The sequence below is a fragment of the Pseudomonas sp. LPB0260 genome, assembly GCF_013388395.1.
The window spans coordinates 2,232,957-2,256,217 of sequence record NZ_CP058247.1 but is presented as its reverse complement, the minus strand read 5'-3'; the positions used below and the strand labels follow the sequence as shown (position 1 = coordinate 2,256,217).

Below are 23,261 nucleotides of genomic sequence, written 5' to 3'. Positions count from 1 at the left end.
AAAGGAGAGCGTTATGACCCGTCTGCACGAACGTATCGTCGATTCCCGGTTCTTCAAGCGCCGCAAGGCCAGCGAAGACACCAAACGCAAGATCGCCAACTGGGCTACATGGGACTGTGCCGATCCCGAGTTCCAATACGCTTACGCGCGCAGGGTTTCGCTCTATGTGCATCAGGGAAGAGCCGACTTGACCTTCTCGGACGGCGAGGTGGTTGACCTGCAACCAGGCGATTTCCTGACGATCGAGGCGGGCGCCAGCGCAACCTGGAAGATCATCGAGCCCATCCGCAACAGCTACTGCTATCACGATACCTTTGAGTCTGCCTCCCGACGGGCCAGTCAGGTTCGCATGCAGGACAAGTAGCGCGGCCTGTCGCCCCGAAATCAGTTCTGCCCAGAAGTGGTTCTCAGCCGCGAGGGGCCGTTTCCGTTTCTTGGGGGCTCCTCCCGGTGAGCCGCCCTGGGGTTTCGTAGGCGCCCAGGGGCAGCGCCTGGCCGGTTGAGGCCAGTCAAGGCCGGCAGCGGTCGATGCATTGCGGCCAGCCGCAGAAGTTGGCGGACAAGGACACCTTGTCCACCCTGCCCAGCGCCATGGTCCGGCCGGTCTTGCGGCTGCAAGGAGCTCGCGCAGCGCCTGATGCCGCCCAGGTTCACTACCGAGAAACGTCGGCCTGCCTCTAGCCGGGGCCTACTTGAAGTGTTCCAGATGCGCCCTGGTGAACTCGTGCAGGTAGTGCATGAGCTCGGCAGAAGCCCCCACGGCGACGTCTTTGTCCTGATCGACCAGGGCGCGCATCTGCTTGATGTACAGCCGGGTGCAGTAGGCCTGATCTTCAGCCGTCGCGTAGTAGCACCAGAAGCGCCGGGAAAGGCCCTGGGTGGTTCTGATGCTCGAGAGAATGAACTCGTTCTTCGAGGAACGCGCCAGGATGTGATGCATGCGCCGCAGCTGGGCCATGAAGCCCTTGCGGTCATCGCTCGCCAGGCTTTCAAGCGCCTGGATCACCTCGCGGATCGGTGGCTTGTCGTCCTCGACCAGTCGTTCGACCGCTTTCTCGATACACAGGCGCTCGATCAGCGCCCGTGGCTCCAGCAGCTTGAGCATGGTCAGCGGGTTGAGTTCGGGGATCACCACGCCGGCGCGCGACAGGCGCACGAGGTTCTCGTTGGCCAGCTCGATCAGCGCCTCACGCACGGGGGTACGGCCCAGGCCGAGGTACTCGCTGATCTCGGTTTCCGTCATGACCGTGCCCGGGGCGAGGCGGCAATCGACTATCGCCGCCTCCAGTTCGTCATGGGCGATTTCAGCCTTGCTGCGTTTATCTACGGTGTTCTGCATGCGTCGATCAAGTCCCAGTTGAGCTCGAGTCCGAGCCCGTGTGCGCCTTCTTCGAGGGTGATCATACCCTGCTCGTCCGGGCGAAGTGGATTGACCACCAGCTGCCGGCGAAGAAGCGATGGACTGGTCGAATACTCCAGCGGCTCGATGCGCGCCTGCGTGCAGAGGAACTGGGCGTTTACCGCGATGGTCAGGTCGGTGTTGTAGGCGTGGGGCACGATGCGCTTGCCCTGCGGCGCCAGCAGATCGCGAAGCTTCATCACCTCGCTGACGCCACCGAACAGGGTGAGGTCCGGCTGGGCGATGTCGAATGCATCGGCCGCCAGGTAGGGCTGAAATTCCTTGCAGGTGGTGAAGCCCAGGTCGCCCACCCCCACCGGGATGGCGGTCGAGGTGCGCAGCCGCCGATGGTCATCGAGGTTGTCCGCATCGAAAGGGGCTTCGATCCATTTGAAGTCCAGCGCCTGCAAGGTGTCGAGGAACGGCTCGAGCTGCTCGAAACGGGTGAACTCCATGGCCACGTCCAGCATCAGCTCGATCTCGGGGCCGACGAACTCGCGCAGGCGCTGGAGGTTGCCGATGGCCTTCGCCGAGTCCTGCCACCAGGGCTCGACGCAGATCTTGATGCGTTTGAAGCCCTGCTCCAGGCAGGCGCCGACTTGCTGCTGGAACAGCTCCGGCTCCGCCTGCATCGGGTAGAGGGTGGCGTACACCGGCAACTGCCTGTGCTTCAGCCCGCCGAAGTAGCTGTGCAAGGGCCGCCGCTCGCTGCGCGCGAACAGATCCCACAGGGCGATATCCAGGGCGCTGATGGCATGGATGGCGACGCCGTAGCGGCCATGCCAGTTGCTGCCCTGGTACATCTTGCGCCACAGGCGCCGCGGGTCATCCAGCACTTCGCCGACCAGCACGCTGGCCAGTCCCGAAGACAGGTAGTTGTAGGGCCGCGACTCGATCAGCGCCTTGATCACCTGCGGCGGCGAGTCGGTCTCGCCGATGCCGTACAGGCCGTTGTCGCCGCGCACCACGACCAGGGCATTCTGGTAGCTGCCCTCGAAGCGGACGAAGTCCGCTTGCGGGTCCTGCAGGCAGATGACCTCGACGCTGTCGATCCGCACGCTCATTGTCCGCCCCCCAAGCTGAACTGGCGCTGCTGGTAGATGAAGGGCTCCAGCACCTCCCAATCCAGCTCGACGCCCAGGCCGGGCAAACCGGTGGGGTGGATGAAGCCCTCACTGTCCGGGCGAAATACCTGCCGGGCACCCACTTCGTACTTCTCGTAGGGCGCGGCCTGTTCGAAGAACTCGCAGTTGTCGTGGGCCAGCATCAGGTGCAGGTTGGCCGCCTGGGTCAGGGTATAGCCCCAGGACTGCAGTTCCGCCTTCAGACCCTGGGCGCGGGTCACGCCCATGACCTGGGTGGCGCCAGTGTAGCCGCCGATGCTGGTGACATCGAAGCGGCTGCGGTCCCAGCAGTGGTTCTGCAGGCCATGCTTGATCAGCTGCAGGTTGGGCAGCGAGTTGCCGCCGCTGATCACGTCCAGGTCCAGGGCCGCAGCCAGCTTCTTGTAGCCATCGAGGTCGGCGTCCGGCAGCGGTTCCTCGAAGAATTCCCACTGGTAGCGGTCGAGCAGGCGGCCCATCTGCAGGGCCTCCTGGAAACCGTAGTTGGCGTCGATATCCAGGCTCCAGCCGATATTGCGCTCGCCGAACTCCTCGTGCAGCGCATGGACCAGGGCGACGTCTTCAGCAAAGACGCAGCGCGGGTGGATCTTGATGGCGTTGAAGCCCTGCCCCAGCATCCGGTGGCAGTACTCGATGTACTCATCGACACCGGCCATGACCGGGCTGGAGGCATAGGCGCGGATCTTGTGCTTGGCGGCGCCGAGCATCTGGTAGATGGGCAGGTTCAGCGCCTTGGCCTTGGCATCGTGCAAGGCGATGTCGAACAGGGACATCGCCAGGTGCTTGAGCGGCACGTACTTGCCGGCCAAGGCCTTGGCGATCTGCGGCGCCTCGTACAGCCCCCTGCCCAGCAGGAAAGGCGCCATCAGCGCCAGGCTGTGGAAGGCCGTCTGGTCGAACTCGTGCTCGGTGTAGGTGGTCAGGCCGGCGATGCCCTGCAAGCCATCATCGAAGGTCAGGCGAGCGACGATCAGCGCTTCGTACATGGGCCCCAGGTGAGAAGACCAGCTGATCTTCTCCCCGTCCGGGCCAATCGCGAAGATCTCGATGTTTTTCACAATTGGCTGGGTCATATCAGGCGTTGTCTTCTTTGATGAATTTAATGGTGGTGAACATCATCAGCACCATGATCACCATCAGCGGCAAGCCGATGATCACCGAGGTAGTCTGCATGGTTTTCAGGCCGCCCAGAAACAGCAGCGCCAGGGGCAGGATGGCGATGGCGAAGCACCAGAACAGGCGGTTGGAGCGTTGCGGCTCCTGCCCCTCGCCAAGCTGCTTGGTGGTGGCGCAAGCCATCACGTAGGCGGCGGAGTCGAAGGTGGTGGCCAGCATCACGATCCCGGAGACCGCGACCGCCAGCAGCACCAGACCACTCATGGGCAGGGTCTTGAACATCTCGAGAATCGCCGGCGCGACGCCGTTGGTGTTCACCAGCTCGGACAGCGCCAGGGTCTCGGTCATTTGCAGGTTGATGCCATAACCGCCCAGCACGATGTAGAACAGCGCACAGCCGAACGTGCCATAGGTGAGCATGCCGACGATCACCTCGCGGATGGTACGGCCACGGGAAATGCGGGTGACGAACATGCCCATGAACGGCGCGTAGGCCACCCACCAGGCCCAGTAGAACACCGTCCAGGCCTGCGGGAAGCCGCTCTGGTTGACGCTGTCAGTCCAGGTGCTCATGCGGATGTAGTTCTCCACCATATAGCCGAGCGAGTCCATGCCCAGCCCCAGGATGAACTTGGTCGGCCCGACCAGTAGGACGTAGACCACGATCGCCAGGGTAACCACGGTGGCGAAGGTGCTCAGACGCTTGATCCCCTTGGCCAGGCCCAGGCCGCTGCTGATGGTGAAGACCGCGGTGCAGACGAGGATGATCGCCATGTCCAGGTAGATGCTGCCACTAATGCCCAGCACCTCGGCCAGGGCGCCGCCGATCATCGGTGTGCCCAGCCCCAGCGAGGTGGCGGACGCACCCAGCACGCCGAGAATGAACAGGTAGTTGATGAACGTCCCTACAGGACCGTCCACCAGGTCGCCTAGCGCCCCGCGACACGCCTCGCTGATCTTGTAGATGTGTTTCTGGCGCACGTAGTAGATGTACGACATGGCGATGGTCGGCACACAGTATATGGCCCAGGCGGTAGGCCCCCAGTGGAAGATGCCGTAGGCCTGGCCCACGGTGTACATCTCCTTGGTCTTGGCCTCCAGGCCGAACGGCGTCCAGGCGAAGTGGTAGCCCCACTCGGTACCGGCCCAGAGCATCAGGCCCGAGGCGATGCCGGCGAGAAACACCATGGTGCCCCAACCGAACCTGGTGAACTCGGGCGCGGCGTTCTTGTCGGCACTGAGCTTGATCTCACCGTATTTGGAGCAGGCCAGGGCCAGCATAAAGAGCAGTGCACCGAGGCCGACGGCGAGAAAGACGAAGTCGAAGGTGTGGGTCATCCATTTGAAAACGGCATTGATGGTGCTGGCGCCCTCGTCCGGGAACGCCACCAGCGGAATCGCCACAGCGCAGATGATCAACAGGCTGATGATCTGCATCTGCCGGTTGGTTTCGATGGGCATGGCGATGCGCTCGACCGCAGCCTCCTCGGCTGGAATATCCATTGCTTTTATGTTCACTGAAGCACCTCTTGTTGTTGTAGTTGCCACGAATTGTTTGAACAACCGGCCCGTCAACCGGACTGCTGCATCAGGAAGGCCATATGTCCGCCTTCGATGACCTGAAACGCCAGGTCTTCCTTGATCGCCAGGTCCGCCGCCAGCGCCGCCGCCCGGCCGTATTCGAAGCACTGCGCGGTGACCCGGCAGCTGGCCAGCGCCTCGTGCTCGCTGCTCAGGCAGCGACCGGCGACGATGATGTTCTTGCCGACCTTGGGCACCAGGGTGTGAAACGGCACTTCGTAGTAGTCGTCCACCAGCCACTCGGTCTTCGGCTTGGCGCCGTAGTGCAGTTCGATCGGCCAGGAGGTCCTGGCGATGGCGTCGCTGAACTTGCGCTTGCTGGTCACGTCGTCATTGGTCAGGCGCGCCACGCCGTCGATGGAACGGGTCTGGCGCACGCCGACCTCGGTGGCGTAGTCGATGAAGTAGCTGTCTTCGCAGCCCGGCAGGTTGGCCTTCATGAAGTCGAAGAAGGCCTTGGCCTGGTAGATGGAGAACTGCTCCGCCTCGCTGTGGTCGACCGGGTCGGTGACGTCCAGCGCCCGCTTGTCGAAGCCGGTGATCTTGGTGGCATTGACCAGCAGTTCACCGGGATTGACCGTGGGGAATAGCCAGACCTTCTTGCGCAGCAGTTCGTCCTGGGCTTCCAGCATGCTTACCACCTTGGGTGGCGAGATGGTGTCCTGGCCCCAGTAGGCGAGGTACTTCGGCAGGTTGACGTTGCCGACCTTGAACATCATCGAGGGGTTCTGGATGACGCCGTTGTTGCCCTTGGTGGTCTTCAGGCCCATCTTGTAGACCACATCGGCGTCGCCGCTGGCGTCGATGACCTTCCTGGCATACACCGCGGTGAACCCCGACTTGGTGTGCAGCACCATGCCCTTGAGCTCCTCCTCCTCGGCGATCACATCGATCATCTGGGTGTGGTAGAGCACGGTCACCCTGGCCGTCCGCAACATGTCGGTGGCGACCTTCTTGTACTTGGCGCAGTCATGGGTGGCGACCCAGGTCTTGCCGTAGATCTGCGGCTCGGTCAGGCCGCCCTCGCGGTACAGGGCATCGCGAAAGCGCTCGGCGAAGCCAAAGATGATCTGTTCGGGCGTGGCCTTGCTCGGGTCCTCGACCGTCATGTACAGGCCGCAGATGGTGCCGGACAGGCCAGCCACCGCGGCGCCGCCACAGAACCCCAGGCGCTCGATGAGCAGCACGCTGAGTCCGCGCTCGCCGGCGGTGACGGCGGCGGCGATGCCTGCCGGGCCTCCACCGACCACAACAACATCGAAGTGACCGAAGCAGTTCAGCTCGGCCTTGAATCCGGCGGGGAGATTTCGGGTGTAGGTCATGTCTGCGCTCATCTATCCAAACAATATTTAAAATATATTTTTGATATGCACAATAAACATCGCTTGCGATGGTCCTGTCAATGGCCGTTTATCCGCGATCCATTCGCGCACTCACCCGACCGCGCCGGGCGGCGAACAGGGTCCAGTGTTGTCGGAGGTGCAATTGGTCAGCGATGGGCGCTTATGGCGCCGGCCGGACAGGACGCTCGGGCCGAGGGCACGGGCGCAGATGGGCGATGGCGTGCGGGCGAGAATCCCGCCCCTGGCAGAAGCTGCGCTTTTCTCATCCCACGGGCTGGCGGTTGCGCCGCAGCGGCGTAGCATGGCCGGGTCAGAGGAACAGTCGATGGCAGCACTCGATCAGCTACAGGTCTTCCAGAGCATGAACAGCTCGCCGCACGCGCGTCTGCTGCGCAGCGCCGCGCTGGGCGACGGGCTGGGGGCGGCGCAGTGGAGCAACCACCACGACTGCCGGGACTACCAGGCGCCGAGCCACCACACCCTGTCCTGCTACCTGGCCGGCGGCACCGGCACCTTCCGCCGCGATCAGCCGCACAGCAAGGGCGGGCCGGACAAGCTGTGCATCCTGCCGGCCGGCCACGAGTCGGCCTGGGTGATCAATGGCGAGATCCAGCTGGCGCACCTGTATGTCAGCCAGGAGCAGTTCGCCCTCGGCGCCGTGCGCCTGCTCGACCGCGAACCGCGCGAGTTGCAGTTGCGCGAGCGCACCTTCCTCGATGATCCGTTGCAGGCCAGCCTGTTCCGCCGCCTGACCCGGCTGGACTGGGACGAGCCCGGCGAGCGCCTGCTGACCAGCAGCCTGGCCCACCAACTGCTCGATCGCGCGCTGCTGTCCCAGGTCCGCCGCCGCGACGGCCTGCGCCTGACCGGCGGCCTGGCGCCGGCGCAGCGGCGGCGGCTGCGCGAGTACATCGACAGCCACCTGGCCGAGCCCCTGAGCCTGGGCCAGCTGGCCGCGCTTTGCGCGCTGTCCGAATACCACTTCGCGCGGATGTTCCAGCTGAGCTTCGGCCTGCCGCCGCACCGCTACCTGCTCAACCAGCGCCTGGCCCGCGCCCAGGTGCTGTTGCGCCAGAGCGCCCTGCCCCTCGGCGAAATCGCCCTGGCCTGCGGCTTCGCCAGCGCCAGCCATTTCAGCAACCGCTTCCGCCAGGCGTTCGCCGCCACCCCGGGCCAGTACCGCAGCGCATTCGCCGGCTGACGCCCGCAAGGCGGCGCGGCTGTGTCAAAATCATCGGCTGTTCAGCGTTCGGCACCCGCATGCCAAGACTCGACCACATGCCCACGGGGCTCAGCCAATGAGCCTGGATATTCTGCACCTGCACCAGGATGACTGGCGGGCGGCCGTCGGCGACGGCGACTTCACCCGCGGCCTCGTCTACGCCCAGCAGGGCCGCAGCCGCCTGCTCAGCCTCAAGGACCATACCCTGTTGGCCAGCTGCCGCGGCTCCGGCGCGAATACCTACCGGCAACGCATCAGCCTGCATCCGCGCGGCCAGCACTGGGACGTGACCGGCCACTGCGACTGCCCGGTGGGGTTCAACTGCAAGCATGTGGTCGCCGCCCTGCTGACCCTGGAGCAGCAGCAACTCGCCGGCATCGACCTGAGCCCGCTGATCGTGCCGAGCAAGGACGCCGAGGAGCAGCGCCTCGAGGGCCTCGCGCCGCAGCCGGTGCTGACCCTCGGCAGCCACGTGCGGGTGCATTTCGATGCGCGCAAGGGGCGCATGCACGAGCAGACCCAGCACCGCGCCGCCCTGGCCTTCGACTACCAGGGCCACCTGGCGCACGGCAAGGCCACCAAGGACCTGGTGGTGCGCCAGAGCGCCAGGCTCAACCTGCGCATCATCCGCGACGCCGGCGCCGAGGCCGCGCTGCGCCAGCGCCTGCTCGGCAGCGGCGTGCAGGTGGCGCTGCGCCAGAGCGAGGCGCTGGCCGAGCACCCCGGCGAGCACTTCGAGCTGCTCGACGAGGCGGCCTGGCTGGCGTTCGTCCAGCAGCAGCTGCCGCAGTTGCGCGCTGAGGGCTGGCTGGTGCGCATGCAGCCGGACTTCCAGTACAACCTGGCGCAGGTGGATGATTGGTACGCCGAGGTCGAGGATGCGCCGGAGCACGACTGGTTCGACCTGGAGCTGGGCATCGAGGTCGAGGGCCAGCGCATCAGCCTGCTGCCGATCCTGCTGCAGGCGATCCGCCAGAAGCCCTGGCTGCTGACCGGCGACGCCCTGGCCCAGCGCGCCGATGAGGAGGTGCTGCTGGTCAACCTGCCGCACAGCGCCCGGCGCATCGCCCTGCCCTTCGCCCGCCTCAAGCCGCTGCTCGGCACCCTCGGCGAGCTGTTCTTCCGCGAGCCCGGCGAGCTCGGCCAGCGCCTGCGTCTGGGCCGCGCCGATGCCGCGCGCCTGAGCGGCCTGGAACAGGGCCCGGCACTCAACTGGCAGGGCGGCGAACAGCTGCGCGGCTTCGCCCAGCGCCTGCAGGCGCTGCCGAGCAAGCGGGTCAAGGCCCCGGCCGGCTTGCAGGCCAAGCTGCGCCCCTATCAGCTGCACGGCCTGGCCTGGATGCAGGCCCTCGCCGAGCTGGAAGTCGGCGGCGTGCTGGCCGACGACATGGGCCTGGGCAAGACCCTGCAGACCCTGGCACACATCCTCTGCGAGAAGCAGGCCGGGCGCCTGCAGCGGCCGGCGCTGATCGTCATGCCCACCAGCCTGATCCCCAACTGGCAGGACGAAGCCGCGCGCTTCACCCCCCAGCTCAGGGTGCTGGCGCTGCACGGGGCCAAGCGCCGGGCGCAGTTTCCGCTGATCGGCGAGCACGACCTGATCCTCACCACCTACGCCCTGCTGCCGCGCGACCTCAAGGTGCTGGGGGCGCAGCACTACCAGCTGCTGATTCTCGACGAGGCGCAGAACATCAAGAACCCGCGCAGCAAGGCGGCCCTCGCCGCCGGGCAGCTGCAGGCGCGGCAACGCCTGTGCCTGACCGGCACGCCGCTGGAGAATCACCTGGGCGAGCTGTGGTCGCTGTTCAACTGCCTGATGCCCGGCTGGCTCGGTGACAGCAAGAGCTTCACCCGCGACTACCGCACACCGATCGAGAAGCAGGCCAACGCCCAGCGCCTGGCGCACCTGCACGGGCGCATCAAGCCGTTCCTGCTGCGCCGCACCAAGGAACAGGTGGCCCGCGAGTTGCCGCCCAAGACCGAGATCACCCACTGGGTCGAACTGACCGAGGCCCAGCGCGATCGCTACGAGACCCTGCGCCTGGCCATGGACCAGAAGGTCCGCGCCGAGATCGCCCGCCAGGGCCTGGCGCGCAGCCAGATCGTCATCCTCGAAGCGCTGCTGCGCCTGCGCCAGGCCTGCTGCGACCTGCGCCTGCTCGGCGACGAGCCGGGGCAGCTGCACAGCGGCGACTCGGGCAAGCTCAGCGCCCTGCTGGAGATGCTCGAGGAACTGGTCGAGGAAGGCCGGCGGGTGCTGCTGTTCTCCCAGTTCACCTCGATGCTCGAGCTGATCGAGGCGGAACTGCAGGCCCGGCACATCGCCTACGCCAAGCTCACCGGCAGCACCCAGGACCGCCGCACCCCGGTGCAGCAGTTCCAGGCCGGGCAGTTCCCGGTGTTCCTGATCAGCCTCAAGGCCGGCGGCGCCGGCCTCAACCTCACCGCCGCCGACACGGTGATCCACTTCGACCCCTGGTGGAACCCGGCGGCCGAGGCCCAGGCCAGCGACCGCGCCTACCGCATCGGCCAGGACAAGCCGGTGTTCGTCTACAAGCTGATCGCCCGCGGCAGCGTCGAGGAGAAGATCCAGCAACTGCAGCAGGCCAAGGCCGGCCTGGCCAAGGGCGTGCTGGAGGGCGGCAGCCAGGCGCAGTGGCAACTGAGCGAGGACGACCTGCAGGCGCTGTTCGCCCCCCTGGACTGACTACCCTCAGCCCCGTAGCCCGGATGCAATCCGGGTGCGGTGTGCCGTCGAAATCTTTCCCGGATTACATCCGGGCTACGGTCAGCTCGAGAGTTGCGCAGCGCGCGACCTCTCTTGTCGCCCTATTTCCGTCGGAGCACCAGCCAGGTGGCAGCGTCTGCGCGGCCCGTGAATCATCTGTCCAGAACATTGTCCCCGACCACTTCCCCGGTCGCGTCGATCGCCTTGCTGGAAGGAAACTTGTATGACGCGAACCGGACCGCCACGACCGAGAGCGACAGCAGGAATATCCCGCCGCACAGGTAGAGCAGGCCGATATCCGGAGCCTTGTGGTGAGACACGTCACCGATCAGGTAGCGCGTCAGTGCGGTGATCGCGATGTACAGCAAGAAGCGGATGGGCAGATGGTTGGTCTTGAAATAGATGCCGACCATCGCCCCCAGCTCGAGGTAGATGAACAGCAGGAGGATGTCGTCGATGCTCGCGTGGCCTTTGTCGAGCATGTCCATGAACGCCATCACGGAGGCCCACGCGGTGGCCGCCCCGATGGCGAACAAGCCCAGGTAGTGAAACCCCTCGACCAGCAGATTCCCGATGGAATTTGCCCCATCATGCATACGCTTGCGGCTGCTTACGACCCACTTCATCCTCGGTTACCTCAAATCAGTCCAGAAACAGTGACAGCTGGGCTCGCCGGCCAGCAGGCTGCACGAAAACGCCGATTGGGGCATCGGCCAAGAAACCGCCCCCCAACAGGGCGTGTGCCGCGCGGATATGCACGTCGGCAGGTTGCACCGTGCCGTGTCGAGGCCCACACCCCAGGTGACAATGTCTTATGCAGCAACGGGGCCAGCCCGCCGCCGAACGGGCCGGCTCGCGCGGTCGATACTACGTGGAAGCAGCAGGAAGGCTCTGCGGCGCATCGCCGCAGAGTTCAAGAAAGGGGCGCCCTCAGCCGGACGCCGCCCGGGTCACTCGCTGATGGCGCCACACTGGGCGGTCGGCATGAGCTTGAGGAACTGCTTGGAGCTCATGTGCACCAGCCCCTCATGGTCGCCGGACTCGAAGTACAGGTCCTTGACCTCCTTGAGCGACTCGTCGATCACTGTGTCCATCTCGAAGGCACTGCCCACCGGCGGAATTGCGCCGTTGGCGCAGTCGCTGAAACGCGGGGTGAATTCGTTCTCCCGCGCCAGGCGCCAGTGCCGCTTGGTCAGCTTGCGTACCTTGTTGAGGTTGACCTGACGCGTGGCCGGTACCACCGCCATCAGCCAGTGGCCCTGGAAGTCGTCGAGGATCACCGACTTGGCCATCAGGTGCGGCGGCACGCCGGCACGCCGGGCCGCTTCGCGGCTGGTCATCGAGGGGTCGTGCTGGAGCATGTCGTAGCGCGAATGATGCTCCGACAGATAGTTTTGCAAACGATTGGCCATGGTCATGATGCACCTCCTGCCGCTGGCCTGAGGATTGACGCCGGCCCCATCGTCCCGATGAAACCTGCGAGAACCGGTGCTTGCGCCGCCGGTCGTGGTCGCCGCGCGCCGGTGGCGCGCCGCGGGAGGCTGCCAACCTCCCTGGCGAGCCTGGCGGCCATCGTCACCGCCCACTCTCTAAGTCTAGTGCAGCGAGCCGCCTACGCCGCGCCTCGGGTCGCCTGGACCATGGCGTCCACCATGCACCGGGCAGGCGCGGCCCGGCCCTAGGAGTACTCTTCGGCGGCCACCTCGAGGAAGGCCGCGACCACCTTGGGGTCGAACTGCTTGCCGGCGCGCTCCTGGATGTAGTCCAGGGAAGCGGACAGCGACCAGGGCTCCTTGTACGGCCGCCGATGCATCAGCGCATCGAACACGTCGATCACCGCGACGATACGCGCCGCCAGCGGTATTTCCTCGCCCCGGAGCCCCTGTGGATAACCGTTGCCATCGAAATGCTCGTGGTGGCCGCCGGCGATCTCGGCGCCGATCGACAGGTAGCTCTGGCCCTCCACCATGCGCGCCGAACGCTGCAGGATGGCCGCGCCGATGCTGGCGTGGCGGCGCATCACCTCGCGTTGCTCATCGTCATGAACCCCGGGCTTGAACAGCACCAGGTCAGGGGTCGCGACCTTGCCGACGTCGTGCAGGATGCTGGCCATGCCGACCAGCTCGAGGAAGCGTGGCGTCAGCAGCTCGAGGTAGTCGCCGCGCTCGGCCATGCGCTGGGCGGTGCGCGCGGTCCAGCGCTCGACGCGCAGCACGTGGTCGCCGGTGTCGCTGTCGCGGTACTCGGCCAGATCGGCCAGGGCCACCACTGTGGCCTCCTGGGCGCGGGTCATCTGCAGGTGATGGTGCAGGTTGTCGAAGGCCGAGGCGATGCGGCTGCAGAACACCTCCAGCAGGTCCTTGTCGACCGCGGTCAGCGGCCAGGGCGGGGTGAAGTAGAGGAGGAACTCGTGGCGGGTCTGGGTCGGGATGTAGAGCACCTCGTTGGGGTAGTCATACAGGCTCTGGCGAGTCTCGATCGCCTTCAGCATCAGCGGATAGGCCGGGTGCTGCTCGTCCAGTTCGTCGTGCTGGGCCATGTCCGAGAAGCTGCCGGTGGCGCCGAGCACCTGCAGGGCCACCGATCCCGAGCCGGCGCCGCGGCGCACGCAGAGGATGCCATGGGTACCGACATCGAGGATGGCGCCGATCTGCGCCAGCACGCCGGAGGCGAACTCGCGCAGCGAGTGCATCTGGTAGAGGTTGGCCGAGCCCTCGAGGATCTTGCTCAGGCCCTGGCGGCTGCGCTCGATGGCCAGCAGGCTCTCGTAGGCGCGCAGGGAGGAAATCACCGTGGTGTAGAGCTTCTGCAGGGTCAGCTCGGTCTTGGCTTTGTAGTCGTTGATGTCGTAGGCGACTATCACCTCCTGCTCCGGCGCCTGCCCCGGCTGGCCGGTGCGCAGGACGATGCGCACCAGCTGGTTGTCCAGCTCCTCGCGCACCCGTCGGACCAGGCGCAGGCCGGCGTCATCGGTCTCCATCACCACGTCGAGCAGGGTCAGGGCGATATCCGGCTGGTCGCGCAGCAGGGCAAAGCCCTCTTCGCCGGAATGGGCACTGAGCAACTCCAGGCCGCGGCCCTTGTATTCGATGCCGCGCAGCGCCAGTTGGGTGACCCGGTGTACGTCCGGCTCATCGTCGACTATCAGCAGCCGCCACGGCGCCAGCGGTTTGTCGGCGGCGGGTTCGACGCTGTCGTCGAGCAGCCAGTCGTCCGCCTCGTCAGGATATTCGTTGCTCACGTCGCCTCCTCCGCCGGGTGCGGGGCTGTGCGTGGCATGTGCAGGGTGAAGCAGGTGCCGCTGCCGACCGTGCTCGCCACTTGGATCTGCCCGCCCAGGCGCTGGGTCACAATGTTATAGACCACATGCAGGCCCAAACCGCTGCCGCCGGCGCCCCGCTTGGTGGTGAAGAAGGGCTCGAAGATGTGCGGCAGGTGCTCGGCGGCGATGCCCTGGCCGTCATCCTCGAAGCGCAGGACCACCCACTCGCCCTCGGTTCGGGCGCTGAGCTCGACCCGTCCGGCCGCGCCTGAGGGGTAGGCATGGGTCACCGCATTGACCAGCAGGTTGGTCACCACCTGGGCCAGGGCGCCGGGGTAGCCGTCCAGCTGGATGTCCGCCGGGCAGCTGTTGCTCACCTCGATCGGCAGGCGCTTGTAGGTCGGCCGCAGGCTCTCGACCACCTCGTCGAGGTAGCGGGCGAGGTTGAACTCGCGCCGCGCCTCGCTGGTCTGGTCCACCGCCACCTGCTTGAAGCTGTGCACCAGATGGGCGGCGCGGTTGGCATTGGCCAGGATCAGCTCGACGCTCTCGGCGGCGGTGCGCAGGTAGCCCTCGACATCGGACTTCCTGAGCTGTCCGGCCTGCAACTGGCTGTCGAAGCGGCGGGTCTGCTCGGCCAGCACGCTGGCGCCGGTCAGGGTGATGCCCAGGGGCGTGTTGATCTCGTGGGCGACCCCGGCGACCAGGCCGCCCAGGGCCGCCAGCTTCTCCGCCTGGATCAGCGTGGCCTGGGCGCGCTGCAATTCCTCGTAGGCCCGGCGGATATCGCCCTCGGCCTGGCGCCTGGCGTCCAGGTCTTCGGCCAGGCGCCGGGTGATGCGCTTGAAACCGCCGAGCACCTCGCCGAACTCGTCGAGAGGGGTGCTCGGCAGCTCCAGCGACTCGGGCGGGCCACGGTGCTCGGCCGCCTGGTTGAGTGCGTCGCGCAGCCCGGCCAGGGGCTTGAGCACCTGCAGGCGCAGGCTGAGCGACAGCGCCGCGACCAGCAGCACGTCCAGGGCGAGGATCTCCAGGAAGCGCCGCCACACCTGTTCGTTCAGGGTGTCGTGCATGGCCTGGCGCGACAGCAGCACCTGCGTCCGACCGAGCACCTGCTGCTCGTTGCGCCCCCGGTTGTACACCGGAAAGTTCAGCTGCTCGTAGTCGCCGGCACGACTGCGCGCCGGCTCCAGCACACCGACGGCGGCCACCTGCTCGCCGTGTTCGCTTTGCACCAGGATGCCCAGCACCGGGGGCTTCAGCTCGGCGGCCAGGTTTTCCTGCAGGGTGGTGGTGTCGAAATTCCACAATGGGTTGACCAGATTGGTCTGCAGGCGCTGCTGCACGCTGTCGCGGGTGCGCTGGTACTGCTCGAGCAACTGGCTGCGCATGCTCCAGTAGGCCAGCGCGCCGGAACAGCCGAGCAGCAGAGTGACCAGCACCACGAACAGGGCATTGAGGCGGAAAGCTATGCTGTTTCTCATCACCTACCCCCGCCGATCCCAGGCGTAGTCAACGGGCACCGGAATCGGCAGCGCGAGAAGGACGGGGTCAAGCCTTAGCTATCACCATAGTCCACAGGGGGTGGGGCCGAGCGCCTGAGGCGCGCGGGGGCGATGCCCGGCCGAGCCGATCGCCCCTATCGCCGCCGCATGGCCACCACCGAGGGAATCCGCCGATGCACGACATCAAGCCCTGGCGAGCCGGCTCGCTGCTGCTGAGCCTGCTGATGCTGCTGACGCCGCTGGCGCCGCGCGCCGATACGCTGGTGACCCTGCTGGTCGACGAGGCCTACCCGCCCTTCACCTACCGCACAGCCGAAGGTGGGGCCGCCGGCATCTATGTCGATGTGCTGCGCGCCGCCGCGCCGCTTCTGCGCGGCTACCGCCTCGAGTTCCAGCCCATGCCCTGGCGCCGGGCGATGACCGAGATCGAGTCCGGTCGGGCGCTGGCGGTGGTGCCGCCCTACTACCGGCCCCAGGAGCGGCCGTGGATCAACCCCTACTCGGAGCCGATCCTCCAGGAGCGGGTGGTGGTGTTCTGCCACCACGCGGTGTTCGCCGAGGCGCCGCGGCCGCGCTGGCCGGATGACTACCAGGGCCTGCGCTTCGGCAACAACCCGGGCTACCTGTCGGCGGACCCGGCCTTCTGGCGGGCAGTGGACCTCGAGCAGATCGAGGTCGAGGACGCCCCGGGCAACCGGGCCAACCTGCAGAAGCTGCTGCACCGGCGCATCGACTGCTACTTCAACGAACGCCTGTCGATCCTCGCCGAACTCACGCAGATGCGCCGCGAAGGCCTGTTGACCGACAGCGACGCCACGGTGATAGTCGAGGGCCCTACCATCTCGATGGAAAACAGCTACGTCGGCTTCAGCGCCCGCGGCGGCGGGCGTTTCCCCTACAAGCAGGACTTCGTCCGCCAGCTGAACGCGGCCTTGCAGCAGCTGCAGAAGTCGCACGAGATCGAGCGGATCGTCCAGCGCTACACCGACTGAATCGCCGTGCGCCCACCGGCGCGGCGTCGGCGCCTTGAGCGCCATGGGCTTTGCAGGCCGACGCGAGTGCATTACACTGCGCCACCACTGTATAAATAAACAGTTTCCAGCAACCCTATCAGCGTGAAGGCGTAGAGGTGATGAATGGCCGTCGAAGTGGTGTACCGCAGCAGTCGAGATCTGGAGCGTTTGTTTATGGATAAGGCCGAAGCCGACCGTCACGACAAGATGCTCGAACTGGCCGAGCTGCTCACCGAGGTGCTGCAGAAGGCCGTGCCCTCGCTGAACGAGCAACAGGGCGAGGAACTGGGCATCTACATGGCGAAGAACCGTGACATCTTCGCCAAGGCCTTCAAGAACCAGCCCGACGCCCTGAGCGAGCTGGGCCAGGACGACAGCGCCGAGTAACGCGCAGCGGCTGGTACTGGCACAAGCTTGTCATTTACCCGGGACTGCGGCAGGGTCACCAGACCAACGTCTCTGCCGCAGGAAGCCCCCATGTCGAAGCTCTTCCCCAGTATCGATCCCGACGGCCTGATCGAATATTCGGTGGTCTATACCGACCGCTCGCTCAACCACATGTCGCAGTCGTTCCAGCAGGTGATGAACGACATCTCGCGCACCCTCAAGCAGGTCTACAACGCCCAGGGCGTGGCGGTGGTGCCGGGCAGCGGCACCTTCGGCATGGAGGCGGTGGCGCGCCAGCTGGCGACCGGGCAGCAGTGCCTGGTCATCCGCAACGGCTGGTTCAGCTACCGCTGGAGCCAGATCTTCGAGATGGGCAACATCCCGGCCGCCTGCACGGTGCTCAAGGCCCGCCCTGTCGAGCCTGGCCGCCAGGCCGCGTTCGCCCCCGCGCCCCTCGACGAAGTGCTGGCGAGCATCGCCGCCGAGCGCCCGCAGCTGGTGTTCGCCCCCCATGTGGAAACCGCCTCCGGCATGCTCCTGCCGGATGACTACCTGCGCGCCGTGGCCGACGCCGTGCACGCGGTCGGCGGCCTGTTCGTGCTCGACTGCATCGCCTCCGGGACCCTGTGGGTCGACATGCAGGCCTGCGGCATCGACGTGCTGATCAGCGCCCCGCAGAAAGGCTGGAGCGGCTCGCCCTGCTGCGCCCTGGTGATGCTCAGCGAACGGGCCCTGGCGCGGGTCGAGGCCACCCAGAGCAGCAGCTTCGCCTGCGACCTGAAGAAGTGGCTGCAGATCATGCAGGCCTACGAACAGGGCGGCCACGCCTACCACGCGACCATGCCCTGCGACGCCCTGGCGCGCTTTCGCGAGGTGATGCTGGAAACCCAGGCCTACGGCTTCGCCAAGGTGCGCGACGAACAGCTGCAACTCGGCGAGCGGGTGCGCACCCTGCTGAGCGCCCGCGGCTTCAGGAGCGTGGCCGCCGAGGGCTTCCAGGCGCCCGGCGTGGTGGTCTGCTACACCGACGACGAGGGCATCAAGAGCGGCAGGAAGTTCGCCGCCCATGGCCTGCAGACCGCCGCCGGGGTGCCCCTGCAATGCGACGAGCCGGCCGACTTCCAGACCTTCCGCATCGGCCTGTTCGGCCTGGACAAGCTGAACAATATCCAACGCACCGTCGACACCCTGGAACAGGCGCTGGACCAGGTGCTGAGCGACTGAGCGGCAAAGACCCGCGGGGCGCTCAGCTGGCCGGCGCAGCCAGGCTGAACACCAGCGCCTTGAGCCCGCCCTGCGGATCGACATCGGCGAATTCGGGGGGATTGTCCAGGCGCTCGACGAAGTGCAGCGCCGGCGCCTGGCTGGCCATCGCCTCGATCAGGTACTGCGCGCCGATGGCCGGATCGTTGAGGCAGGCCAGCACCATGGCCTGCGGCGCCAGCAGGTCGGGCAGGCGCCGCAGCACCTTCTGGTAGTCCTGGGTCAGCACGAAGCTGCCCTTCTGGAAGGAAGGCGGATCGATGATCAGCAGGTCGTAGGGCCCGGACTTCCTCACCTTGCCCCAGGACTTGAACAGGTCATGGCCGAGGAAGCTGACCCGGGCGAGGTCGTGCCGGTTGAGCCGGTGGTTGTCCCGCCCCCGGCTCAGCGCCGCCTTGGCCATGTCCAGGTTCAGCACATGCTCGGCGCCACCGGCGAGCGCCGCCACCGAGAAGCCGCAGGTGTAGGCGAACAGGTTGAGCACCCGCTTGCCCCGGGCATGCTCACGCACCCAGCGGCGGCCATAACGCATGTCGAGGAACAGGCCGGTGTTCTGCTTTCGCCCCAGGTCCAGCTGGAAACGCAGGCCACCTTCGCTGATCTGCCATTGCTCGCGGGGCTCGCCCAGCAACCACTCGCCGGGGCTGTCCGGCAGGTAGCGGTGCTGCAGCACAATCGCCTGGGCCTGGCTGGCACGCCAGGCCGTCGACTCGGCCAGCGCCAGCAACGTCCGCCGCAGTCCGGCCAGCTCGTCCGCCTGCGGCTGGCGAAACAGCGCCACCAGCAGCACCCCCTGCAACCAGTCGACGGTGAGCTGCTCCAGGCCCGGCCAGCGTCGCCCGCGTCCGTGCAAGAACCGGCGTGCCTCGGCCGGCGGCGGATTCAAGGCGTCGAGCAGGTGTTGCTGCAGGGTGTCGAGGGCGGCAGGATTCATGACTCGCATTCACTAGGGCGTTGCCGGCGATTTTAACCGCAGTCAGCGCCCGCGGACGGCCAATCCATCGATCCGGCGGCGGAACCCGGCGCCGCCCTACAGCAATGAAGCGCCCGAACTCACGAAGCGGGAGAACGCCTGCGCCACCGGCGATGGCGGCTTGCTGCGCCAGCGCACCAGGTACCAGCGGTTGGGGATCGGGAACTGCTCCACATCCAACTCCACCAGATTGCCCGGCGCCGTATGCACCAGGGTATGGCGTGACAGGATCGCAATGCCCAGGCCGGCGGCCACCGACTCCTTGATCGCCTCGTTGCTTTCGATGGTCATGTGCGGCTTGAGGGTCCAGCCGCAGCGGGCGAAATGCTCCTCGATGGCGCGCCGGGTTCCGGAGCCGGCCTCGCGGCTGATGAAACGCTGGTCGGCCAGGTACTCCCAGCGCAGGTTGCGACGCTCGGCCAGCGGGTGGCGGGCCGGGGCGATCACCACCAACGGGTTGTCCGCCAGGGGCGTGGCCTGGATATCCAGGTGCTCGGGCGGCTGGCTGAACACGTAGAGGTCATCAAGGTTGTCCTGCAGGCGCCGGATCACCTCGGAGCGGTTGGCGACGTTGAACTGCACCTCGACATCCGGGTGCGCCTGGCAGAACGGGCCGAGCAGGCGCGGCACCAGGTACTTGGCGGTGGTCACCACGCCCAGGCGCAACTGGCCGGCGGTCAGGCCATGCAACTGACCGAGGCGCATCTCCAGGCGGTCGAGGGCATCGAACAGCTCGCGGGTACTGTGCAGCACCTCGCGTCCGGCATCGGTCAGGTACAGGCGCTTGCCGATCTGCTCGAACAGGCTCAGGCCCAGGGCCTGCTGCAGCTTGCCCAACTGGCTGGACACCGACGACTGGGCCAGGTGCAACGCATGGGCGGCCTCGGTAACGCTCAGGCGCTCGGCCACCTCGCGGAATATCTCCAGCTGGCGGAAGGTGGTCTGGCGAGTGTGAAAACGCAGTCTTTCCATTGCTTATCCGCGATGCTTGTTTGCAGTTAAATCGATTATCAACAATGAAGAATTCTTCCGAGAATAGCCTCGCCCACCCGAAACGACGAGGTTCCCATGTACAAGACGCCCATTACCGTGGCCTACGGCGACGGCATCGGCCCGGAAATCATGCAGGCCACCCTGCAGATCCTCGAGGCCGCCGGCGCGGCGATAGCGCCCGAGGTGATCGAGGTCGGCGAGGCCGTCTACCTGCGCGGCGAGAGCGCGGGCATCGCCCCCGAGGCCTGGGACTCGCTGCGACGCACCCGGGTGTTTCTCAAGGCGCCGATCACCACCCCCCAGGGCGGTGGCTACAAGAGCCTCAACGTCACCACCCGCAAGGCCCTCGGCCTGTTCGCCAACGTGCGCCCCTGCGTGGCCTACGCGCCCTTCGTCGCGACCCGCCACCCGAGCATGGACCTGGTGATCGTCCGCGAGAACGAGGAAGACCTCTACGCCGGCATCGAGCACCGCCAGAGCGACGAGGTCTACCAGTGCCTCAAGCTGATCTCGCGCCCGGGCTGTGAACGCATCGTCCGCTACGCCTTCGAATACGCCCGCCAGCATGGCCGGCGCAAGGTCAGCTGCTTCGTCAAGGACAACATCATGAAGCTCACCGACGGCCTGTTCCACCAGGTCTTCGATGAGATCGGCCGCGACTACCCGGAGCTGGAGCAGGACTGCTGGATCGTCGACATCGGCGCGGCCAAGCTGGCCGACACGCCGGAGCTGTTCGACGTCATCGTCATGCCCAACCTCTACGGCGACATCCTCTCCGATGTCGCCGCGCAGATCGCCGGCAGCGTCGGCATGGCCGGCTCGGCCAATATCGGCCAGCAGTGCGCGATGTTCGAGGCCATCCACGGTTCGGCGCCGCGGCGCGCCGGGCAGAACCTGGCCAACCCCTCGGGCCTCTTGCAAGGCGCCATCCTCATGCTCCTGCACATCGGCCAGGGCGAGGTGGCCACGCGCATCCACAACGCCTGGCTGCGCACCCTGGAAGAGGGCCTGCACACCTACGACATCTTCGATGCCGAGCACAGCCGGCAGAAACTCGGCACCCGCGAGTTCGCCGAGGCCATCATCGCCCGCCTCGGCCAGCGCCCCGAACGCCTCAAGGCCGTGGATTACCCCGACGACAGCCGCATCGCCCTGAAACCGCTGGCCGAGCGCCCGGCCGCGCGCAAACAGCTGGTGGGCGTGGACATCTTCCTGCACCACAAGGGCCGGGACCCCGATGCCCTCGGCCAGCGCCTCAAGTCCCTTGGCATCCCCGGCCTGCCGCTGTCGGTGATCACCAACCGCGGGGTCAAGGTGTGGCCCAAGGGCTTCCCCGAGACCTCCTGCGTCGACCACTGGCGCTGCCGCTTCCTCGCGGACTCAGGCGATACCCTCGACTTCGGCGAGCTGCTGTCACTGCAAACCCGCCTGTACATGGCCGGCTTCGAGCCGATCAAGACCGAGAACCTCTACAACTTCGACGGCGCACCCGGTTACGCCGCGGTCCACGGCTGAGGGGAACAACATGCAGACACTGGCCTTCCTGACCTGCCACGGCAAGGCGCCGCTGGTGGCCGAGCCCCTGGCCGCCTGCGGCTACCAGGTGCTGACGGTCGGCGACTACGACACCGACCGCTTCGGCACCTTCAGCCGCGAAGTCGAGCGCCCCGGCAGTGCCCAGGAAACCGCCCTGGCCAAGGCCCGCATGGCCGCCGAGCGCGCCGGCACACGCTTCGGCCTGGGCAGCGAGGGCAGCTTCGGCCGCGACCCGTATCTCGGCTGCCTGCCCTGGGACAGCGAGCTGCTGTGCTGGTGGGACCGCGAGCGCGGCTACCCGGTCTACGCCAGCCAGGGTTCGAGCGACACCAATTATGCGCAGCGCCTGGTCACCCGCCTGGACGAGGTGGAGCAGTTCGCCAGCCAGATCGGCTTCCCCGAGCACGGGCTGATCCTCGGGCGCAGCGGCGAGCCCTGGTTCAGCAAGGGCCTGCGCGTGGCCAGCGCCCTGCAGCAGGCCGCTGCGATACTCGCCGCACAAGGCGAGCTCTGGCTGGAAAGCGACATGCGCGCGCACCTCAACCCGAGCCGCCAGCGGGTGATCCGCAGCGCCGCGGGGCGACTGGCCGAGCGCCTCAGCTGCCGTTGCCCGCAATGCACGGCGCCGGGCTTCGCCCTGGCCCGCATCGACTCCGGCCAACGCTGCCGCGCCTGCGACTATCCGACCCGGAGGGCGACGCGCGAGCACTGGCTGTGCCCGGCCTGCAGCCATGGCGAAAGCCGCGAAATCCAGGGCTGGGCCGACCCAGCCGATTGCCAGCTGTGCAACCCATGAGGCTGCCATGAACGCCATCATTCATTCGCCAACGGTGCCCGCCGGCGCACCACAGCTGACCCACCTGCGCGCCCTCGAGGCCGAGGCCATGCACATTCTCCGCGAGGTGGTGGCGGAGCGGCAGAATCCCTGCCTGTTCTACTCGATCGGCAAGGACTCCACGGTGCTCCTGCACCTGGCGCGCAAGGCCTTCTACCCCGCCCCGGTGCCCTTCCCGCTGCTGCATGTGGACACCGGCTGGGAGTTCCAGGAGATGGGCGCGTTTCGCGACCGCCTGGCCGCCAAGCTGGGCCTGGAGATGCTGGTGCACATCAACCCCGACGGAGTGAGCGCGGGTATCACGCCCTTCTCCGCCGGCTCGGCCAAGTACACCGACATCATGAAGACCGAGGCGCTCAAGCAGGCCCTGGATCGCTATCGCTTCGACGCCTGCTTCGGCGGCGCCCGCCGCGACGAGGAGAAGTCGCGGGCCAAGGAGCGGGTGTTCTCGTTCCGCGACGCCAAGCATCGCTGGGACCCCAAGCAGCAGCGCCCGGAGCTGTGGAACCTGTACAACGGCAGGGTCGGCCCCGGCGAGAGCCTGCGCGTGTTCCCCCTGTCGAACTGGACCGAGCTGGACATCTGGCAGTACATCCACCTGGAGCAGATCGAGATCGTCGACCTGTACCGCGCGGCCGAGCGGCCGGTGGTCGACCACCAGGGCACCCTGATCTGCATCGACGACGAGCGCATCCTGCCGCACCTGACGGCGCAGCAGCGCGCCAGCGTCCAGCCGCGCTGGGTGCGCTTCCGCACCCTCGGCTGCTACCCGCTGACCGGCGCGGTGGCCTCCACCGCCCGCGAACTGCCGCAGATCATTCAGGAAATGCTCACCTGCACCACCTCGGAGCGCCAGGGGCGGATCATCGACCACGATCAGGAAGGCTCGATGGAGAAGAAGAAGATCGAAGGCTACTTCTAGCTCGCCGCCAACTGGCGCCGCTAAGCACCCGGAACCGGCCGCGCCTACCCCGGCGCGGC

20 protein-coding genes are annotated in these 23,261 nt (G+C 66.7%); 9 read left to right on the top strand and 11 right to left on the bottom strand.

Annotation, left to right across the window (positions count from 1 at the left end; translation table 11 throughout):
• Nucleotides 1–13 precede the first annotated feature (13 nt).
• Nucleotides 14–364 carry a cupin domain-containing protein gene (locus LPB260_RS09980; protein WP_208708570.1) on the top strand — a complete coding sequence of 117 codons (351 nt, stop codon included), beginning with the start codon at nt 14–16 and terminating at the stop codon, nt 362–364.
• A gap of 324 nt (nt 365–688) precedes the next feature.
• Here LPB260_RS09980 and LPB260_RS09975 read toward each other — a convergent pair whose 3' ends face one another.
• The 5 genes from LPB260_RS09975 to LPB260_RS09955 all read right to left on the bottom strand — a co-directional run bounded on the left by LPB260_RS09975 (nt 689) and on the right by LPB260_RS09955 (nt 6,542).
• Nucleotides 689–1,339, bottom strand: a complete 651-nt coding sequence (locus tag LPB260_RS09975; RefSeq protein ID WP_208708569.1) for a GntR family transcriptional regulator — start codon at nt 1,337–1,339, stop codon at nt 689–691.
• On the bottom strand, nt 1,324–2,463 hold the full coding sequence (locus LPB260_RS09970; protein WP_208708568.1) for a mandelate racemase/muconate lactonizing enzyme family protein: 1,140 nt from the start codon (nt 2,461–2,463) through the stop codon (nt 1,324–1,326). Before LPB260_RS09970 ends, LPB260_RS09975 begins: the two co-directional genes overlap by 16 nt.
• Nucleotides 2,460–3,596, bottom strand: a complete 1,137-nt coding sequence (locus LPB260_RS09965; protein ID WP_208708567.1) for a mandelate racemase/muconate lactonizing enzyme family protein — start codon at nt 3,594–3,596, stop codon at nt 2,460–2,462. Before LPB260_RS09965 ends, LPB260_RS09970 begins: the two co-directional genes overlap by 4 nt.
• Nucleotide 3,597: 1 nt before the next feature.
• Nucleotides 3,598–5,142 carry a BCCT family transporter gene (locus LPB260_RS09960; RefSeq protein WP_208708566.1) on the bottom strand — a complete coding sequence of 515 codons (1,545 nt, stop codon included), beginning with the start codon at nt 5,140–5,142 and terminating at the stop codon, nt 3,598–3,600.
• Nucleotides 5,143–5,210: 68 nt separating this feature from the next.
• The gene (locus LPB260_RS09955) at nt 5,211–6,542 is read right to left on the bottom strand and encodes an FAD-dependent oxidoreductase (protein WP_208708565.1); all 1,332 of its coding nucleotides are present in this window, start codon (nt 6,540–6,542) and stop codon (nt 5,211–5,213) included.
• 346 nt (nt 6,543–6,888) lie between these two features.
• Between LPB260_RS09955 and LPB260_RS09950 the strand changes: the two genes are divergently transcribed.
• Nucleotides 6,889–7,764 carry a helix-turn-helix domain-containing protein gene (locus LPB260_RS09950; protein WP_208708564.1) on the top strand — a complete coding sequence of 292 codons (876 nt, stop codon included), beginning with the start codon at nt 6,889–6,891 and terminating at the stop codon, nt 7,762–7,764.
• Nucleotides 7,765–7,861: 97 nt separating this feature from the next.
• Complete coding sequence (locus tag LPB260_RS09945; RefSeq protein WP_208708563.1) at nt 7,862–10,492, top strand: DEAD/DEAH box helicase; 2,631 nt, start codon at nt 7,862–7,864, stop codon at nt 10,490–10,492.
• A 173-nt stretch (nt 10,493–10,665) separates the two neighbouring features.
• Here the strand turns inward: LPB260_RS09945 and LPB260_RS09940 are convergent, their stop codons facing one another.
• The 4 genes from LPB260_RS09940 to LPB260_RS09925 form a co-directional block, all read right to left on the bottom strand.
• Nucleotides 10,666–11,139, bottom strand: a complete 474-nt coding sequence (locus LPB260_RS09940) for a phosphate-starvation-inducible protein PsiE (RefSeq protein ID WP_208708562.1) — start codon at nt 11,137–11,139, stop codon at nt 10,666–10,668.
• Nucleotides 11,140–11,463: 324 nt separating this feature from the next.
• Nucleotides 11,464–11,931 carry an aminoacyl-tRNA deacylase gene (locus LPB260_RS09935; RefSeq protein WP_208708561.1) on the bottom strand — a complete coding sequence of 156 codons (468 nt, stop codon included), beginning with the start codon at nt 11,929–11,931 and terminating at the stop codon, nt 11,464–11,466.
• A gap of 260 nt (nt 11,932–12,191) precedes the next feature.
• The gene (locus LPB260_RS09930) at nt 12,192–13,754 is read right to left on the bottom strand and encodes a response regulator (RefSeq protein WP_208708560.1); all 1,563 of its coding nucleotides are present in this window, start codon (nt 13,752–13,754) and stop codon (nt 12,192–12,194) included.
• Entirely contained in the window at nt 13,751–15,259 is a 1,509-nt protein-coding gene (locus LPB260_RS09925; RefSeq protein ID WP_208708559.1) for a sensor histidine kinase, read from the bottom strand. The genes LPB260_RS09930 and LPB260_RS09925 overlap by 4 nt, the downstream gene beginning before the upstream one ends.
• 194 nt (nt 15,260–15,453) lie before the next feature.
• On the opposite strand from LPB260_RS09925, the gene LPB260_RS09920 reads away from it, so the two are divergent.
• The 3 genes from LPB260_RS09920 to LPB260_RS09910 all read left to right on the top strand — a co-directional run bounded on the left by LPB260_RS09920 (nt 15,454) and on the right by LPB260_RS09910 (nt 17,904).
• On the top strand, nt 15,454–16,272 hold the full coding sequence (locus LPB260_RS09920) for an ABC transporter substrate-binding protein (RefSeq protein ID WP_208708558.1): 819 nt from the start codon (nt 15,454–15,456) through the stop codon (nt 16,270–16,272).
• Nucleotides 16,273–16,416: 144 nt separating this feature from the next.
• Nucleotides 16,417–16,680, top strand: coding sequence for a YebG family protein (locus LPB260_RS09915; RefSeq protein WP_208708557.1), 264 nt, complete (start codon nt 16,417–16,419; stop codon nt 16,678–16,680).
• A gap of 90 nt (nt 16,681–16,770) precedes the next feature.
• Entirely contained in the window at nt 16,771–17,904 is a 1,134-nt protein-coding gene (locus tag LPB260_RS09910; RefSeq protein ID WP_208708556.1) for an aminotransferase class V-fold PLP-dependent enzyme, read from the top strand.
• Nucleotides 17,905–17,926: 22 nt separating this feature from the next.
• Here LPB260_RS09910 and LPB260_RS09905 read toward each other — a convergent pair whose 3' ends face one another.
• Both LPB260_RS09905 and LPB260_RS09900 read right to left on the bottom strand, forming a co-directional pair.
• Entirely contained in the window at nt 17,927–18,877 is a 951-nt protein-coding gene (locus LPB260_RS09905; RefSeq protein WP_208708555.1) for a class I SAM-dependent methyltransferase, read from the bottom strand.
• 96 nt (nt 18,878–18,973) lie between these two features.
• Nucleotides 18,974–19,888, bottom strand: a complete 915-nt coding sequence (locus LPB260_RS09900; RefSeq protein ID WP_208708554.1) for a LysR family transcriptional regulator — start codon at nt 19,886–19,888, stop codon at nt 18,974–18,976.
• A 96-nt stretch (nt 19,889–19,984) separates the two neighbouring features.
• On the opposite strand from LPB260_RS09900, the gene LPB260_RS09895 reads away from it, so the two are divergent.
• From LPB260_RS09895 to cysD, 3 genes are read left to right on the top strand one after another with little or no spacing between them, the layout of a single operon-like run.
• A complete protein-coding gene (locus LPB260_RS09895; RefSeq protein ID WP_208708553.1) occupies nt 19,985–21,424 on the top strand; it encodes an NADP-dependent isocitrate dehydrogenase in 1,440 nt (479 codons plus the stop codon).
• A gap of 10 nt (nt 21,425–21,434) precedes the next feature.
• Nucleotides 21,435–22,241, top strand: a complete 807-nt coding sequence (locus tag LPB260_RS09890; protein ID WP_208708552.1) for a DUF6671 family protein — start codon at nt 21,435–21,437, stop codon at nt 22,239–22,241.
• Nucleotides 22,242–22,248: 7 nt separating this feature from the next.
• Entirely contained in the window at nt 22,249–23,202 is a 954-nt protein-coding gene (gene cysD / locus LPB260_RS09885) for a sulfate adenylyltransferase subunit CysD (protein ID WP_208708551.1), read from the top strand.
• Nucleotides 23,203–23,261: the final 59 nt, after the last annotated feature.

Excerpts from the sequence above, each read along its gene's own strand:
- LPB260_RS09895 (WP_208708553.1), top strand. The coding sequence starts at position 19,985 with ATGTACAAGACGCCCATTACCGTGGCCTACGGCGACGGCATCGGCCCG.
- LPB260_RS09950 (WP_208708564.1), top strand. The coding sequence starts at position 6,889 with ATGGCAGCACTCGATCAGCTACAGGTCTTCCAGAGCATGAACAGCTCG.
- LPB260_RS09915 (WP_208708557.1), top strand. The coding sequence starts at position 16,417 with ATGGCCGTCGAAGTGGTGTACCGCAGCAGTCGAGATCTGGAGCGTTTG.
- LPB260_RS09960 (WP_208708566.1), bottom strand. The coding sequence starts at position 5,142 with ATGGATATTCCAGCCGAGGAGGCTGCGGTCGAGCGCATCGCCATGCCC.
- LPB260_RS09940 (WP_208708562.1), bottom strand. The coding sequence starts at position 11,139 with ATGAAGTGGGTCGTAAGCAGCCGCAAGCGTATGCATGATGGGGCAAAT.
- LPB260_RS09900 (WP_208708554.1), bottom strand. The coding sequence starts at position 19,888 with ATGGAAAGACTGCGTTTTCACACTCGCCAGACCACCTTCCGCCAGCTG.
- LPB260_RS09975 (WP_208708569.1), bottom strand. The coding sequence starts at position 1,339 with ATGCAGAACACCGTAGATAAACGCAGCAAGGCTGAAATCGCCCATGAC.
- LPB260_RS09945 (WP_208708563.1), top strand. The coding sequence starts at position 7,862 with ATGAGCCTGGATATTCTGCACCTGCACCAGGATGACTGGCGGGCGGCC.
- LPB260_RS09980 (WP_208708570.1), top strand. The coding sequence starts at position 14 with ATGACCCGTCTGCACGAACGTATCGTCGATTCCCGGTTCTTCAAGCGC.
- LPB260_RS09920 (WP_208708558.1), top strand. The coding sequence starts at position 15,454 with ATGCACGACATCAAGCCCTGGCGAGCCGGCTCGCTGCTGCTGAGCCTG.
- LPB260_RS09890 (WP_208708552.1), top strand. The coding sequence starts at position 21,435 with ATGCAGACACTGGCCTTCCTGACCTGCCACGGCAAGGCGCCGCTGGTG.
- cysD (WP_208708551.1), top strand. The coding sequence starts at position 22,249 with ATGAACGCCATCATTCATTCGCCAACGGTGCCCGCCGGCGCACCACAG.
- LPB260_RS09955 (WP_208708565.1), bottom strand. The coding sequence starts at position 6,542 with ATGACCTACACCCGAAATCTCCCCGCCGGATTCAAGGCCGAGCTGAAC.
- LPB260_RS09935 (WP_208708561.1), bottom strand. The coding sequence starts at position 11,931 with ATGACCATGGCCAATCGTTTGCAAAACTATCTGTCGGAGCATCATTCG.
- LPB260_RS09970 (WP_208708568.1), bottom strand. The coding sequence starts at position 2,463 with ATGAGCGTGCGGATCGACAGCGTCGAGGTCATCTGCCTGCAGGACCCG.
- LPB260_RS09925 (WP_208708559.1), bottom strand. The coding sequence starts at position 15,259 with ATGAGAAACAGCATAGCTTTCCGCCTCAATGCCCTGTTCGTGGTGCTG.
- LPB260_RS09910 (WP_208708556.1), top strand. The coding sequence starts at position 16,771 with ATGTCGAAGCTCTTCCCCAGTATCGATCCCGACGGCCTGATCGAATAT.
- LPB260_RS09965 (WP_208708567.1), bottom strand. The coding sequence starts at position 3,596 with ATGACCCAGCCAATTGTGAAAAACATCGAGATCTTCGCGATTGGCCCG.
- LPB260_RS09905 (WP_208708555.1), bottom strand. The coding sequence starts at position 18,877 with ATGAATCCTGCCGCCCTCGACACCCTGCAGCAACACCTGCTCGACGCC.